This is a genomic window from Streptomyces sp. ISL-100, from assembly GCF_018614615.1.
Lineage (GTDB): Bacteria > Actinomycetota > Actinomycetes > Streptomycetales > Streptomycetaceae > Streptomyces.
This window is the reverse complement of record NZ_JAGGOK010000063.1, coordinates 34,373-48,952: the sequence shown is the minus strand read 5'-3', so window position 1 is coordinate 48,952 and position 14,580 is coordinate 34,373. Positions and strand designations below refer to the sequence as shown.

Below are 14,580 nucleotides of genomic sequence, written 5' to 3'. Positions count from 1 at the left end.
ACCACAAGACAGCCCGCCGACATCCCCCATCGGCGGGCTGTCGGTGTGATGTCGGTGCGTTGTCAGTGGCGGCTGCTCTCATAGTCGGCATGACGCGATTCGACAAGAACCCCACAGGCGGCGCGGCCAACGCCGTCGAGGTAAGGGGACTGGTCAAGCACTACGGCGAGACCAAGGCACTGGACGGCGTGGACCTGGACGTACGGGAAGGCACCGTGCTCGGTGTCCTCGGGCCCAACGGCGCCGGCAAGACCACTCTCGTACGCTGCCTGTCCACCCTGGTCCACCCTGATGCCGGAACGGCCGTCGTGGCCGGGTACGACGTGGTGAAGCAGCCCCGGCAGCTTCGCCGCACCATAGGCCTGACCGGGCAGTACGCCTCGGTCGACGAAAAGCTCGCCGGCTGGGAGAACCTCTACATGATCGGGCGGCTGCTCGATCTGTCCCGCAAGGACGCGCGCCGGCGCTCGGACGAGCTGCTGGAGCGGTTCTCGCTCACCGAGGCCGCGAAGAAGCCGGTGATGCAGTACTCCGGCGGCATGCGGCGGCGCCTGGACCTGGCGGCTTCGATGATCGGGCAGCCCGCCGTGCTCTACCTGGACGAGCCGACGACCGGGCTCGACCCCCGTACCCGCAACGAAGTGTGGGACGAGGTGAAGCGGATGGTGGGCGAGGGGGTCACCGTCCTGCTCACCACCCAGTACATGGAGGAGGCCGAGCAGCTCGCGAGCGAGCTGACAGTCATCGACCGCGGCCGTGTCATCGCGGGCGGCAAGGTCGACGAGCTCAAGGCCAAGGTCGGCGGCCGCACGCTCGAGGTCCGTCCGGCCGACCCGGCTCTCCTGCCTGCCATGGCGCAGGCGCTGGCTGAGGCGGGGCTCGACGGCATCGCGGGGGCGAAGGTCGATGCCGGTGAAGGTCTGTTGTACGTACCGATCCTCAGCGACGAGCAACTGACCGCGGTCGTGGGGCTGCTGGGCGCGCGCGGCTTCGGGATCGCGCACATAGGGACCCATCTGCCCAGCCTGGACGAGGTGTTCCTGGCCATCACGGGCGAGAAGACGAGCGAGGCGACGTCCGAGGCCGTCGAATCCCCCGCCGACAACAAGCATGAGGAGGTCGCGGCATGAGCGCGGCGACGACAGTGACACCGACGGCGACGCCGACGCCCGTGCCCCCGCCCGCGAAGGCGCACGACGGCGAAGGGCGGATCGGTCTGCGGGCCAATCTGCGGCACATCGGCGCGCTCGCCCGCCGCAACACCCTGCAGATCAAGCAGGACCCGCAGTCGATGTTCGACGTGCTGCTGATGCCGATCGTCTTCACGCTGCTGTTCACCTTCGTCTTCGGTGGCGCGGTCGCGGGCAATGGCAAGCAGGACGAGTACGTCAGCTATCTGGTCCCCGGTCTGATGGCGATGATGGGCCTGAACGTCTCCATGGCGGTCGGCACCGGCATCAACGAGGACTTCCAGAAGGGGGTCATGGACCGGTTCCGTACGATGCCGATCGCCCGGTCCTCCGTCCTCATAGCGAAGATCGTCGTCGAGGTCGGCCGGATGATGGTCGCGTTCGCGATCCTGCTGGCCGTGGGCTTCGTGCTGGGTCTGTCGGTCGAGACGTCCCCGCTGCACGTGCTGGGCGCGATCGGGCTCTCGCTCCTCTTCGGCGCCTCGCTGATGTGGATCTTCATCCTGATCGGGCTGTCCGTGAAGACGGCGCAGGCCGTGCAGGGGATGGCGATGCTCGTGCTGATGCCGCTGCAGTTCGGGTCCTCGATCTTCACCCCGCCGTCGACGATGCCGGGCTGGCTCCGGACCTTCACCGACTACAACCCGCTGTCGAGCCTCGCCGACGCGGCGCGGGGGCTGTTCCTCGGCGGACCTGTCGCCCGCGATGTATGGATGGTGGTGGGGTGGGCCGTGGCCATCACGCTCGTGACGGCGCCGCTGGCGATCTCGAAGTTCCGCACTAAGAGCTGAGGTTACGACGCTCTCGCCTCAGGGTCGTCTCAGCGGCCGACGAGGGCGGCGGCCTCCTCCATGGTGAGGCCGCCGCCTCGGCGTCCGCCACGGCCTCGCGCTCCTGGGTCGTGGCGAAGTGGCCGGCCGGCAGCAGCGCCTTGCATCCGCCGAGAAGCCGCGCGGCGTCACGGGCCCGGTCCGGGCTGCCCAGTCCGGCGAGGGCGCGGGCCGCCGTCATCAGGTGGACCGCGGGCATCTGCGGGGCGACCATCCGGGACAGCGGCTCGCGTGAGCGCTCCAGCGCGTGGCGGGCCTGCTCCAGCGCCTGCTCGTACCGGCCGTCCAGGTTGTCCATCCACGCGAGGAGGCCGACCACGTAGCCTTCGAAGATGGCGAGGTTGGACCGGTTGAAGGAGCGGCGCATCAGCTCCAGTTCGCAGCGCCCCTCGTCGATACGGCCCGTGCGGGCCAGCCACATCGCCAGGTACAGGCGGGCGGCGGGCTCCGACTCGTGCCCCTGCTGTTCAACCTTGGAAAGGATGTCGCGCAGCATCACCTCGGCCTCCTCGCCGTCGCCCGTCTCCACGAGTACGCCCGCGAGCCTGGCCCGCAGCAGCAGCACCTGTGTCTGGGCGCCGAGCATGTCCGCGTGCCCGATCGCGGCGCGGTAGTCCTCGGCGGCCAGGGCGAATTCACCCTTGCGCTCACGTGCCTCGGCGCGTGCGGCCAGGGCCTCGGCCGCACCCCATGCGTCGCCGAGCCGGGTGAAGATCTCCAGGCTCTCGTCGGCGTCACGGCTCGCGTCGCCCGCCCAGTCGCTCCGGTTGGCGAAAATGTTGGCCCGCAGCTGGAGGGCGGAGGCGAGCTCCCAGGTGTAGCCGTACTCCCGGCAGGCGTCGACGGTCTCGTTGACGACCTCGTACAGCTGCCCGGGGTCACCGGTCAGCAGGATCGCGTAGAACCAGAGTGTCCCCGGGGTGCGGCAGGTCTGTGGCAGGCCGGGCCGGTAGACGTCGACGACGCGGCGCAGCCATGCCATCGCCTCGTCGGTGGTCCATTCGTCGAGCTCGTGGTTCATGCTCGCCAGATGGATCAGCCAGGCTCCGCGCCGGGCCTCCAGCAGCTGTTCGGGCGCCATGGGCGGCGGCGCGTCCGTACACCGCTCGTGCAGGGCGGGAGCGGGGACGGCCGGCGGGGCGAAGGGGTCGGGGCCGAGCTCGGCGGCGGCGAGGGACCAGTGGCGGGCGTCGCTGCGCAGGCCGCGGATCGTCCAGTACCAGCCGAGTGAGTGGACGAGGCACAGTGCCTCGTGCTCGTCGCGGGCGGCGACGGCGCGGCGCAGCGCGGTGCGCAGGTTCTCGTACTCGACCTCCAGGCGGCTGAACCAGGCCAGCTGTTCGCGGCCGCGCAGCAGAGGTTCGGCCTGGCGGGCCAGTTCGCGGAAGTGGACGAGGTGGCGGCGCTCGGCGGTGGGGCGGCTCCCTGCGTCGTCCAGGCGTTCGCCGGCGTACTCGCCGACGGTCTCCAGGAGTCGGTAACGCATACCGCCGTTGTTCGTGCCGTCGTCCGAAGGGGCCGCCACCACCAGCGACTTGTCGACCAGCGAGCCGAGCAGTTCCAGCGCGTCGGGGCCGATCACCGCCTCCGCCGCTGCCAGGTCGCAGCCGCCCGCGAAGACGGACAGGGCGCTCAGGGCCGCCCTCTCGTCTTCGTCCAGCAGGTCCCACGACCAGTCGACCACCGCGCGGAGGGTCTGCTGTCTCGGCAGTACGGTGCGGCTGCCGCCGGTCAGGAGCCGGAACCGGTCATCGAGGCGGTCCGCGATCTGGCGCGGGGTGAGCATCCGCAACCGGGCGGCGGCCAGTTCGATGGCGAGGGGCAGTCCGTCGAGGCGTCGGCAGATCTCGGCGGCGGCGGCCAGGTCGTCGTCGATACGGAAGCCGGGTTTCGCGGCCGCGCCGCGTTCGGCGAGCAGGCGCAGGGCCATGGGGTCCGGCAGGGGTTCCACGGGGCGGACGATCTCGCCGGGTACACCGAGGGGTTCGCGGCTGGTGGCGAGTACGGTCACGCCGGGGCAGCGGGCCAGCAGTTCCTCGGCGAGGTGGGCGGCGGCGTCGACGACATGCTCGCAGTTGTCGAGCAGGATCAGCATCTGGCGGCGGGAGCAGTGCTCGACCAGGCGGACGAGCGGGTCGTCGCCGTGGCGGTCCGCGGCGCGCAACTCCTCGGCGCCGGCGCCGCGGAGGACTGTTTCGCGTGCGCCCAACGCGACGAGCACGGCTTCGGGGACGGTGTCGGGGTCGTCGACGGGGGCGAGCTCAGCGAGCCAGACGCCGTCCCGCCAGGCGTCGTTGGCGGCCTCGGCCGCCTCCTGCGACAGGCGAGTCTTGCCGGCGCCGCCGGGGCCGAGCAGGGTGACGAGCCGGGCGCGCCCCAGGTCGGCGGTGATGGCAGCGATGTCACTCTCGCGGCCGACGAAGGACGTCAGCCGCGCGCGCAAGTTGCCGTGCGCGGGGGCCTTTGCGGGTGCGGGGGGTTTGGGTGCCGTGGCTTCCGGCGCGGGGGTTTCCGGTGCGGGCGCTTCGGGTGCCGTGGGTTCCGGGGCCCTGGGGTCGGTGCCGCGCCGTGGCGTCTCCTCGGGCGTCGAACGTTCGGGTACTGGGTTTTGTTCGGGCTCGTTGCGTTCAACGCCCTGCGGGGAGCGCCCCGGCACGTCCCCTCCTGGCACCGTGTCCGGCGAGCCCGCGGGGGTCTCGTCCCATGCGGACCGCGGGGCTCCGGGGCGGGGCGTGTGGGCGGCGGTGGGTTTCGTTGGGGGCGGGGTGAGCAGTTCGGTGTGGAGGGCTCGGAGTTCCGGGGACGGGTCCGTGCCCAGGCGGGATGCCAGGTCGCGGCGGAGTTCGTCGTACGCCGCCAGCGCCTGTGCCGTACGGCCCGTGTCGCGCAGGGCGCGCAGGCGGAGCGACTGGAGGTGTTCGTCTATCGGGTGGTCGTCGCAGAGCTCCGCGAGCTCCGGAAGCGACTCCTCCGGCCGGCCCAGCGCGAGCAGGGCGGTCAGGCGGCCGCGGCGGGCCGCCAGGCGGCGGGTCTCCCAGCGGGCCGCTTCCGCCGTACGGTCCGGCAGGTCGGCCAGGACCGGGCCGCGCCACAGGGCCAGCGCCTCGTCGAGCAGTTCCGCACACTTGCCCGAGTCACCGTCGTCCAGGGCCCGCGCGCCCTCCCCCGCCAGCCGCTCGAAGCGGTACAGGTCCACGTCGTCCGGGTCGGCGCGCAGGCAGTAGCCGCCGTCGGTCGAGGCGATAGTGGCGCGGCCCAGGGCCCGGCGCAGGCGGGCGACCAGGGCCTGGAGGGCGCCGGTGGCGTCGGCGGGCGGCTCGCCGTTCCACACTTCGTCGGTGAGGGCCCCGACCGTGACCGTACGCCCGGGCCACAGCGCCAGCACGGTGAGGAGCGCACGCAGGCGCGCTCCGCCGACGGTTACGGGCCTGCCGTCGTCGCGGAGTGCTTGCGTGGGGCCGAGGATGCGGTAGCGCACCCGCTCTATTCTCCGGGACGCGCGGGCGACGACGCGCCGCCGGGCGTCTCCAACTCGACCAGGACCCCGGTCTCGTCGCGCCGGTAGCCGCGACCCCGGCGGTCCGGCCGCGTCTCGTTGCTGAACCATTTGGGGCAGGTGCCGACCGCCCGCAGCCATCGCTCCCCCGCCACCGGCTCGTACGTACGCGACCCGCCCTGTCCCGGTCCGTGGGTCTCCACGGCGAGAAGTCCGACCGGGTGAGTGACCGGCTCTCCGGCGTACAGGGCGGTGAGGCCGGGGCGCCGCGCCCCCTCGTCCGGCCCCCGCAGCGCCAGCCGCCACCGCACTTCGTCGCCGACGGAGAACGGTTCGCCGCAGCATTCCATCTGCCAGTCGTCGTACTTCATTCTCCAGAGCGCCATGGATCCAGCTTTGCCGGAACTACCGTTGCCGCGCGAGACGTTTTCGTAGTCCTGCCGTCCTCCATCCCTGGAGCCCCGCCCATGACCACCGCCCTCACCCGCCGTGACCGGCGGATCAGTCCCGTCTTCCTGGGAATCGTCGCCGTCATGGCGGTCTCCGGCTGGGCAGTGTGGACGGAGTTCTCGGCGAGTACCGGGTTCGCCGTCTTCCTCTTCGTCACGTCCGCGTGGATCGTCTCGCTGTGTCTGCACGAGTACGCGCACGCCCGCACCGCCCTCCACAGCGGCGACATCTCCGTCAGCGCGAAAGGATATTTGACCCTTAATCCACTCAAATACACGCATGCGTTGCTGAGCATTGTGCTGCCGGTGCTCTTTGTGATCATGGGCGGCATCGGCCTGCCGGGCGGCGCGGTCTTCATCGAGCGGGGCCGCATCCAGGGCCGCTGGAAGCACAGCCTCATCTCGGCGGCGGGGCCGCTGACCAATGTGCTGTTCGCGATCGTGTGCACCGCGCCGTTCTGGCTGGACGCGCTGGCCGGCGTCCCGGACGTGTTCCGTTACGCGCTCGCGTTCCTCGCGCTGCTCCAGGTCACGGCCGCGATCCTGAACTTCCTGCCGGTACCGGGGCTCGACGGTTACGGCGTGATCGAGCCCTGGCTCTCGTACAAGATCCGCCGCCAGGTCGAGCCGCTCGCACCGTTCGGGCTGCTGCTGATCTTCGCCGTGCTGTGGATTCCCGAGGTCGGCGGGCTCTTCTTCGACGCGGTCGACGCCGTGCTGCGCGGCCTGGGGGTCGACGACTGGAGGACCGGCCGGGAGTTCTACCAGTTCTGGGAGGGCGAGCCGGAGATCGCGCCGGTCAGCCCGTGACGGGCCGGGTCTCGCGGTCGGCCTTCGCCTTGCGCACGTAGTACCAGGCCATGTTGGAGGCGACGCCGGCCAGCAGGATCCAGACGACCCCGAGCCAGTGGCCCTGGACGAAGGACACCACCGCGGCGGCCACGGCGAGGACGCAGACAAGGAGGGCGTACAGAGCGAGGCGGGGCATGGGGGTCGGCTCCTGTCCGGGTGAGAATGCTTGCGGTCCAGTGTCCCCCATGCCCCGATCGTGCTTATACGTCGGTCACGCGCAGGCCCGCGTGCGCCTTGTAGCGGCGGTTCACCGAGATCAGGTTGGCGACCAGGGACTCCACCTGGTGGGCATTGCGCAGCCGGCCCGCGAAGACGCCGCGCATGCCGGGGATCCGGGCCGCCAGAGCCTGCACGATGTCGGTGTCGGCGCGGACCTCGCCCAGCACCATCACATCGGTGTCGATTTCGTCGATCGCCGGGTCCTGGAGGAGGACGGCCGACAGGTGGTGGAAGGCGGCGGTCACCCGCGAGTCCGGCAGCAGGGCGGCGGCCTGTTCGGCGGCGCTGCCCTCTTCCGGCTTCAGGGCGTACGCGCCCTTCTTGTCGAAGCCGAGCGGGTTGACGCAGTCGACGACGAGCTTCCCGCTCAGTTCCTCGCGCAGCGCTTCGAGCGTCTTGGCGTGGCCGTCCCACGGCACCGCGACGATCACGATGTCGCTGCGCCGGGCGCACTCCGCGTTGTCCGCGCCCTCGATGCCGAGCCCCAGCTCCTCGGCGGCGCTCCGCGCGCGCTCGGCGGCGCGCGAGCCGATGATCACCTTCTGGCCGGCCCGTGCGAGGCGGTACGCGAGCCCGCGCCCCTGGTCGCCGGTCCCGCCGAGCACGCCGACGACCAGGCCCGATACGTCGGGGAGGTCCCAGGGATCCTTGGCGGCCGGCTTCGCCGCACTGCCGGTGCTGTTGTCAGTGGAAGTCATGGGGCGACCCTACTTGCAGGTAGCACGCTCGTACGGGTGAGGCGGGAGCATTCGCCTGCCGCCGGCGTGGGCGTACGGCAGGATGCCGCCGCATGGATGCCGTACGTGTCGCCCTGCTGCGTGAAGTCCTCGACGGGACCGAGTGGTTGCCGGCCACGCGGCGGTTCGCCGGGGCGCTGCGGTCCTCCGTCGTGCCGCAGGGTGGTGGGCTGCTGCTGGTGGGAACCGAGGCGTACGAGCCCTGGCACCTGGCCGCGCATCTCGTCGACGAGGCGGCCTGGTCCGGGCTCGCGGAACTGAACCCCACGCTCGTACGCCACCGGGTGCGGCCCGGGGAGCCGGCGCACCTGTCGGTGGGGCTCGGCAGGATCGAGGCGGCCGGGCGGGGCGAGACGCTGCTCGTGGTGGCGCCGGAGCGGCCGGAGGCCGGGTTGCTGGAGCGGGTGCATGACGCGCGGCGGGCCGGGGCGACTGTGCTCTCGCTGGACGGTGGTGACCGGGAGATCCGGGGTCTGGCGCACGAGGCGCTGTCCGTGCCAGGAAGTGGGGACGTGGACCTGGACACGGTCCAGCACCTGGTGAGCGCGGCCGCCGGGGAGAACAGCCTGCCGGCGCCGCGCGGTCCCCGCCGGTTCCGCGACCGGCTGTCCCGGCTGGCCGACCAGCTGACAGCGCCGCCGCCGGGGCGGTGGTAGCGGGGTGGTTCGGGCACCGGTGCGGGTGGCCGCTGCGCGGGGCTTTCCCCGGCCCGCCCCTTCCCGCTGTGACACTTTGCGGCTCCGCCGCGTGGAGAGCGCCGCCCCAGACCCCGCTCTCCCCCATAAATCGGTTGTCCGTGGGTGCAGGGGCGCGGACCATGGCCGCTCGTGACCTCCAAGCTCGCGGCCGTACTGCCCGATCTCGCCCCCTGGCGCACCTCGCGCGACTTCCGCCTCCTCTTCGTCCAGGGGCTCGTCACCTACTTCGGCAGCTTCATGGCCATGGTCGCGATGCCGCTGCAGATCAAGGACCTCACGGACTCACCGCTCGCCGTCGGCGCGATGGGCGCCGTCGAGCTGGTGCCGCTGGTCGTGTTCGGGCTGTACGGCGGGGCGCTGGCCGACTCCGCCGACCGGCGCAAGGTCATCCTGCTGAGCGAGGCCGGGCTCGGCGTGCTGGCCGTCGTGCTGCTCGTCAATTCGCTGCTGCCGGAGCCGCTGCTGTGGCCGCTTTACGTCGTCGCCGCCGGAGTCTCCGCCCTCGCCGGGCTGCAGCGACCCGCGCTGGACTCCCTCATGGCGCGCATCGTGCCGCACGACCAGCTCACCGCCGCCGCCGCGCTCAACTCGCTGCGGTGGCAGACCGGCGCCATCGTGGGGCCGGCCCTGGCGGGCCTGGTCGTCGCGTACGCCGGTCACCCCAGCGCGTACGCCGTCACAGTCGTCGGTTTCGCCGCCTCGGTACTGATGTGTACGCGCCTGGCGCCCGCACCGCCCTCCCCCAGCGCCCCGAAGCCCTCCCTGCGCGGAATCGCGGAAGGCGCGCGTTACGCGTGGAGCAGGCCCGTACTGCTCGGGACGTACGCCATCGACATGGCCGCGATGTTCTTCGCGTTCCCCAACGCGCTCTTCCCGTTCCTCGCGGACGACCTCGACGCCGAATGGGCCCTCGGGCTGATGTACGCCGCCGGGTCCGTCGGATCGGTCCTCGTCAGCCTGACCAGCGGCTGGGCCTCGCGCGTCAAGCGGCACGGGCAGCTCGTCGTGTACGGCGCGGCGGGCTGGGGGCTCGCGATCGCCGCCGCCGGGTGGTTCGCCAGTGTGTGGGTGGTGCTCGTGTGCCTGGCGTTCGCGGGCGCGGGCGACATGCTCAGCGGCCTCGGGCGGTCGACCATCTGGAACCAGACCATCCCGGAGGAGCTGCGCGGCCGCCTCGCCGGCATCGAGGTGCTCTCGTACAGCGTCGGCCCGCAGCTCGGCCAGGTGCGGGCCGGCGCCATGGCGGGCTGGTCCGGGACCCGGCCCGCCATCTGGAGCGGCGGCCTGGCGTGCCTGGCCTCCGTCGGCCTGCTCGCCGCGGCCCTGCCCAAGCTCATGACGTACGACGCCGATACGGACGCGGACGCCCAGCGTCGCCGGGCCCAGAAGAGCGAGAAGAACGCCGAAGCGGTGGGGTGAGGCAGGGAGGGCCGCTCAGGCGTCTTCCTCCCCCGACTGCGCGCCGTTCTTGTCGTGCCATTTCGGGTCCGTCTCCCACTGAAGGTTGCGCTCGGCCGCGGTCTCCATCGCGTGCTGCGCCTCCTGACGCGTCGCGTAGGGACCGAAACGGTCCTTCGCCGGGCACTCGGGGCCCTCCTCGACCTTCTTGTGCTCCAGGCAGTAGAACCATTCGCCCGGTTTTCCGACCGTGCGCTTCTTGAACAGGGCCATCGTCGGCTCCTTCCTCTGCCGCCATGCTGCCCGATCCCGGCTGGATACACTCGCTTGCATGTCTGGCCAGTCGCTGCTCGTACCAGGGGAGCTCTCTCCCGCCCGTTCCGTTCCCGGCAATATCCGGCGTCCCGAGTACGTCGGGAAGCCGGCGCCCACGCCGTACACCGGCCCGGAAGTCCAGGATTCCGACACCATCGAGCGGATGCGCATCGCGGGCCGCATCGCCGCGCAGGCGATGGAGGAGGCCGCCAAGCACATCTCGCCCGGCGTGACCACGGACGAGCTGGACCGGGTCGCCCACGACTTCATGGTCGACCACGGCGCGTACCCGTCGACGCTCGGCTACCGCGGTTATCCGAAGTCGCTGTGCAGTTCCGTCAACGAGGTCATCTGTCACGGCATCCCGGACTCCACGGTCCTGCGGGACGGCGACATCGTGAACCTCGACGTCACGGCGTACATCAACGGTGTGCACGGCGACAACAACGCGACGTACCTGTGCGGTGACGTCGACGAGGAGTCGCGGCTGCTGGTCGAGCGCACCCGCGAGTCGCTCGCCCGCGCCATCAAGGCGGTCAAGCCGGGGCGCCAGATCAACGTCATCGGGCGGGTCATCGAGTCGTACGCCAAGCGCTTCGGCTACGGCGTGGTGCGGGACTTCACCGGCCACGGCATCAACTCGTCGTTCCACTCCGGGCTGATCATTCCGCACTACGACAGCCCGCACGCGACGACGGTGATGCAGCCCGGCATGACCTTCACCATCGAACCGATGCTCACGCTCGGTACGCACGAGTACGACATGTGGGACGACGGCTGGACGGTCGTGACCAAGGACCGCAGGCGTACGGCGCAGTTCGAGCACACGCTGGTGGTGACGGAGACCGGGGCGGAAATTCTCACGCTGCCGTAAATGAGTGGGGGGCGTAGCGTTTTTACCGACAGGTCGTCGGGAACTCATTGACTTAGGCATACCTAAGTAGGAAGATCGGCGGTGGCGGCTGCGTGTGTGCCGTCATCGCCGGCTCTTCCCTTTCCCGTTCCCTCGGTCCCCGGAGGCCCGCCTTGGACGCAACCGCCACAGCCGCCGATACACCGTTCTCGACACTGATCCGTGTCGCCTCGCACGAGCAGCACACGCAGGCGGAGACCTCCACCTTCATGAGCGACCTGCTCGGCGGGAAGCTTTCGGTGGACGCGTACGCGCGCTACACGGAGCAGCTGTGGTTCGTTTACCGGGCGCTGGAGGACGGGGCCGATTCGCTCGCGGACGACCCGGTCGCCGGCCCGTTCATCCAGCCCGAGCTGATGCGCACCGCCGAACTGGAGCGCGACCTGGCGCACCTGCGGGGTGAGAGCTGGCGCGATGGCGTACGCCCGCTGCCCGCCACGGCGGCGTACGCCGATCGCGTCGCCGAATGCGCGCGCGACTGGCCGGCCGGGTACGTGGCGCACCACTACACGCGCTATCTCGGTGACCTGTCGGGCGGCCAGATCATCCGCGACAAGGCGGAGAAGACCTGGGGCTTCGCGCGCAAGGGCGACGGTGTGCGCTTCTACGTCTTCGAGGCCATCTCGAACCCGGCTGCTTTCAAGCGGGGTTACCGGGAGCTGCTGGACCGGGTGAACGCGGACGACCTGGAGAAGCAGCGCATCATCGACGAGTGCAAGCGCGCCTTCGACTTCAACGGGGCGGTCTTCCTCGAGCTGGGCGGGGAGTTCCCGCTCACCGCCTAGCGCCAGGGCGCGTGCGGAGCGAAGCGGACGCGGCCGCCGATCTCGATCGTGTCGTCGTCCGGTCCCGGCGCCGTCAGGATCTGGGAGCCGCGGCCCTGCGTGATGTTCAGGGCGCGGCCGAGTTCGGCGGTGAGCAGCAGCGCGGCGGCGCCGGTCGCCTCGTCCTCCGTGATGCCGTCGTCGCGGCGCGGGAACGCGCGGGCGCGGACCCGGCCCGCGGCCTCGTCCTCCCAGGCCCAGGCGTACAGCCAGACCTCGCCCGGCGGCGGCGCGGGCAGCGCGTCGACCTCGGCGGCCGACGCGTACTGCTGGAGGCGGCGCGGCGGGGCCCACTCGGCGCGCGCCGTGATCCAGGTGAACTCGCCGTCGTGGCGGGCCCACACCTCCCCCGCGGGTGGGTTGACGATTTCCAGGTCGAGCAGCCAGGCGGTGCCGACGAGGGGGTGCCCTGCGAAGGGCAGACGCAGGCCGGGTGTGTAGATGTCGACGATGCCGCGCTCGGGGTCGTCGACGAACACGGTCTCGCTGAAGCCGAGTTCGGCGGCGAGGGCCTGCCGGGACGCCTCGTCGGGGTACGCGCGTCCGTCGCGTACGACGCCGAGGGCGTTGCCGTGGCGGCCGTCGGGCCCGCAGAAGACGCGGAGTACGTCGAGTTCGTTCATCCCGGAATTGAAGCACTGGCTCAGGTCACGGTGTGGCTGCTGTACCTGATCCCCACGCTCGCGCTTTTCCTGTCCCCGGTAGGGTTCCGGGAGTCGGTGGGGACGAAGACACAGAAGGCAGCGCATGAGCAGGCTGGGCAGGCGGAGCACGCTGAGGCGGCTGGGAACGAGTCTCGCGACAGCGACGGCGATGTCGATGACGGCGAGCGGCTGCGTGACCGTGCACGGCGAGCTGGAAGTCGTACGGTCGGCGACGAAGTCCGAGGCCGCACAGGCCCTGAAGGACTTCACAGCGGCGTACAACAAGGCGGACAAGGCGTACGACCCGGCCCTCGACGCGGGCCGGGTCACCGGCGCGCTCGGCGCGATCAACCAGGCCGGGCTCAAGGCGCGCCAGGTGCAGAGCCCGGAGGGGAATCCGCGCCACGAGCCGCTGGAGCTGACGGACGCGAAGTACGCCATCCCCAAGAAGCAGGGCTGGCCCCGGTGGTTCGTCACGGACACCGACAGCAACCGCGACAAGGACAGCGGCCGGCTCGACACGCGCTGGCTGCTGGTGTTCGTACGCGGCAGCGCCGACCAGCTGTGGGAGGTCTCACACCTGGCGGTGCTGACGCCCAACGAGGTCCCGGTCTTCAAGAAGGACAAGGACGGCTGGGCCGAGCCGGTCAGGCCGGACGCGCCCGACCTCGCGGTACCTCCGAAGGATCTGAGCGAGCAGTACGCGTCGTACATGCAAAACGGCGAACCCGAGAACTTCGCGCCGGGGCCGCACACTTCCGCCGTACGCCAGACGCGCCAGAAGTCGGCGCGGCAGCTCGGCCGCACAGTCCAGTACCTCGATCAGCGGCTGGACACCGGGGCGTTCGCGCCGCTGGGGCTCGTCACGCAGGACGGCGGGGCGACGGTGTTCTTCGCCACCCGCCAGTTCGAGCAGCAGACCGTGGCGCAGGGGGTCCGGCTGGATCTCAACGCCGACGTACGGGCGCTGATGACCGGCACCGCGAAGACCAGGCTCACCAAGGAGCGGGTCTCCAGTCAGGTCGTGCAGGTGCCGGTGAAGGGCAAGCAGGTAACGGTGCTCGCCCGGATTCAGGGGCTTACGGCCGCCAAGGGGTCGTAAGCCGGTCTTCCGGCTTCCTTTGCTTCGACCGGCTCAGCGGCCCAGGGGCCAGGCCACCGCGTGGTGGTCGTCCGGATCGTCCTCGCCGACGTACCGCGCGCAGGCGTCGGTCAGCGTCTCCAGGAGTGTCAGCGGGTCGGGCAGTGGGTTTTCGAGGCCGCGGACCCAGCTGACCTCATGCTCGCCGGGGAGTTTCGCGGGCGGTACGAGGACGTAGCTGCCCCGGCAGTGCCAGCGCAGCCCCGGATGTTCGTCCATGGTCTCGGGGTGGCAGTCCAGCTCGCACGGCCACCACTCGTCCTCGTCGTCCGGGGTGCCGCGGGTGGCGGTGAAGAACAGCAGGCGCGCATCGTCGCCGTTGCTGGCACCGAACTCGGCCACCGGGCCGACGTCGACTCCGGCTTCGAGCAGCCGCTCAAGCGCGCTGCGGCCCGCTTCGAGCGGTACGTCGAGTACGTCGTGGACCATGCCGGTGGCGGTGATGAAGTTGGCCTGCGGCTGACCCTCGGCCCAGCGTTTGATCTGCGCCGGGTCGGTGGTCGACTGGGTCTGCCAGGCGAACGAGACCGGGTGCCTGGCAGGGGTGGGACAGCCGACCCGTTCGCACGAACATCGGTATCCCGCGGGGTACGCGGCGGGGGCGAGCGGCAGTCCCGCGGCGGCGGCGGCCAGGAGAAGAGCCTCGCGGCCCTCGGCCAGGTCGTCGGCGTCGGTGGCCTTCGGGCGGCGGCGCAGCCACTGGGGAAGTCTGCTTTCCACTGTCTGCCTGCTCTCTGTGCCGCGATAGCGGCCGAAATCGGCGCCCATTCAACCCCTCACCTCAGCGTTGTGCTGTCCATGCTGCCACCATCCTGCGCCTCGGGTGGCCGCAGTCCCCATCCGGGGTACGTGGGCCGATACCACAGAGGTGGTG

Annotated in this window: 15 protein-coding genes; 8 read left to right on the top strand and 7 right to left on the bottom strand. The window is 71.1% G+C overall.

Annotated elements, in window-relative coordinates; genetic code table 11:
- Positions 1-89: 89 nt before the first annotated feature.
- Together J7E89_RS27175 and J7E89_RS27170 are read left to right on the top strand one after the other, a co-directional pair.
- On the top strand, positions 90-1,130 hold the full coding sequence (locus tag J7E89_RS27175; RefSeq protein ID WP_214977078.1) for an ATP-binding cassette domain-containing protein: 1,041 nt from the start codon (positions 90-92) through the stop codon (positions 1,128-1,130).
- Positions 1,127-1,981 (top strand): ABC transporter permease, encoded by an 855-nt coding sequence (locus J7E89_RS27170; RefSeq protein WP_214977077.1) that lies wholly within the window; start codon positions 1,127-1,129, stop codon positions 1,979-1,981. Before J7E89_RS27175 ends, J7E89_RS27170 begins: the two co-directional genes overlap by 4 nt.
- On the opposite strand, the gene J7E89_RS27165 is transcribed toward J7E89_RS27170, so the two are convergent.
- On the bottom strand, positions 1,971-5,507 hold the full coding sequence (locus J7E89_RS27165) for a BTAD domain-containing putative transcriptional regulator (RefSeq protein WP_308315620.1): 3,537 nt from the start codon (positions 5,505-5,507) through the stop codon (positions 1,971-1,973). The two genes, J7E89_RS27170 and J7E89_RS27165, sit on opposite strands and share 11 nt — an antisense overlap.
- Positions 5,504-5,902, bottom strand: a complete 399-nt coding sequence (locus J7E89_RS27160; protein WP_214977076.1) for a DUF6578 domain-containing protein — start codon at positions 5,900-5,902, stop codon at positions 5,504-5,506. The genes J7E89_RS27165 and J7E89_RS27160 overlap by 4 nt, the downstream gene beginning before the upstream one ends.
- A gap of 81 nt (positions 5,903-5,983) precedes the next feature.
- Here J7E89_RS27160 and J7E89_RS27155 point away from each other — a divergent pair, with 81 nt between their 5' ends.
- Entirely contained in the window at positions 5,984-6,775 is a 792-nt protein-coding gene (locus J7E89_RS27155) for a site-2 protease family protein (RefSeq protein ID WP_214977075.1), read from the top strand.
- Here J7E89_RS27155 and J7E89_RS27150 read toward each other — a convergent pair.
- Both J7E89_RS27150 and npdG read right to left on the bottom strand, forming a co-directional pair.
- Complete coding sequence (locus J7E89_RS27150; protein WP_214977074.1) at positions 6,765-7,004, bottom strand: hypothetical protein; 240 nt, start codon at positions 7,002-7,004, stop codon at positions 6,765-6,767. The genes J7E89_RS27155 and J7E89_RS27150 overlap by 11 nt on opposite strands.
- Positions 7,005-7,017: 13 nt before the next feature.
- Positions 7,018-7,734, bottom strand: a complete 717-nt coding sequence (npdG, locus tag J7E89_RS27145) for an NADPH-dependent F420 reductase (protein WP_214977073.1) — start codon at positions 7,732-7,734, stop codon at positions 7,018-7,020.
- Between the two features lie 92 nt (positions 7,735-7,826).
- On the opposite strand from npdG, the gene J7E89_RS27140 reads away from it, so the two are divergent.
- Both J7E89_RS27140 and J7E89_RS27135 read left to right on the top strand, forming a co-directional pair.
- Entirely contained in the window at positions 7,827-8,429 is a 603-nt protein-coding gene (locus J7E89_RS27140; protein ID WP_214977072.1) for a hypothetical protein, read from the top strand.
- Positions 8,430-8,600: 171 nt separating this feature from the next.
- Complete coding sequence (locus J7E89_RS27135) at positions 8,601-9,890, top strand: MFS transporter (protein ID WP_214977071.1); 1,290 nt, start codon at positions 8,601-8,603, stop codon at positions 9,888-9,890.
- 15 nt (positions 9,891-9,905) lie between these two features.
- On the opposite strand, the gene J7E89_RS27130 is transcribed toward J7E89_RS27135, so the two are convergent.
- Entirely contained in the window at positions 9,906-10,142 is a 237-nt protein-coding gene (locus tag J7E89_RS27130) for a hypothetical protein (protein ID WP_214977070.1), read from the bottom strand.
- A gap of 58 nt (positions 10,143-10,200) precedes the next feature.
- Between J7E89_RS27130 and map the strand changes: the two genes are divergently transcribed.
- Positions 10,201-11,058, top strand: coding sequence for a type I methionyl aminopeptidase (map, locus tag J7E89_RS27125; protein ID WP_214977069.1), 858 nt, complete (start codon positions 10,201-10,203; stop codon positions 11,056-11,058).
- Positions 11,059-11,210: 152 nt separating this feature from the next.
- The gene (locus J7E89_RS27120) at positions 11,211-11,882 is read left to right on the top strand and encodes a heme oxygenase (biliverdin-producing) (RefSeq protein WP_214977068.1); all 672 of its coding nucleotides are present in this window, start codon (positions 11,211-11,213) and stop codon (positions 11,880-11,882) included.
- Here the strand turns inward: J7E89_RS27120 and J7E89_RS27115 are convergent.
- Complete coding sequence (locus tag J7E89_RS27115) at positions 11,879-12,544, bottom strand: PhzF family phenazine biosynthesis protein (RefSeq protein ID WP_214977067.1); 666 nt, start codon at positions 12,542-12,544, stop codon at positions 11,879-11,881. The genes J7E89_RS27120 and J7E89_RS27115 overlap by 4 nt on opposite strands.
- 124 nt (positions 12,545-12,668) lie before the next feature.
- Here J7E89_RS27115 and J7E89_RS27110 point away from each other — a divergent pair, with 124 nt between their 5' ends.
- Positions 12,669-13,667, top strand: a complete 999-nt coding sequence (locus tag J7E89_RS27110; RefSeq protein WP_214977066.1) for a hypothetical protein — start codon at positions 12,669-12,671, stop codon at positions 13,665-13,667.
- A gap of 33 nt (positions 13,668-13,700) precedes the next feature.
- Here the strand turns inward: J7E89_RS27110 and J7E89_RS27105 are convergent, their stop codons facing one another.
- On the bottom strand, positions 13,701-14,474 hold the full coding sequence (locus J7E89_RS27105) for a bifunctional DNA primase/polymerase (RefSeq protein ID WP_214977065.1): 774 nt from the start codon (positions 14,472-14,474) through the stop codon (positions 13,701-13,703).
- Positions 14,475-14,580: the final 106 nt, after the last annotated feature.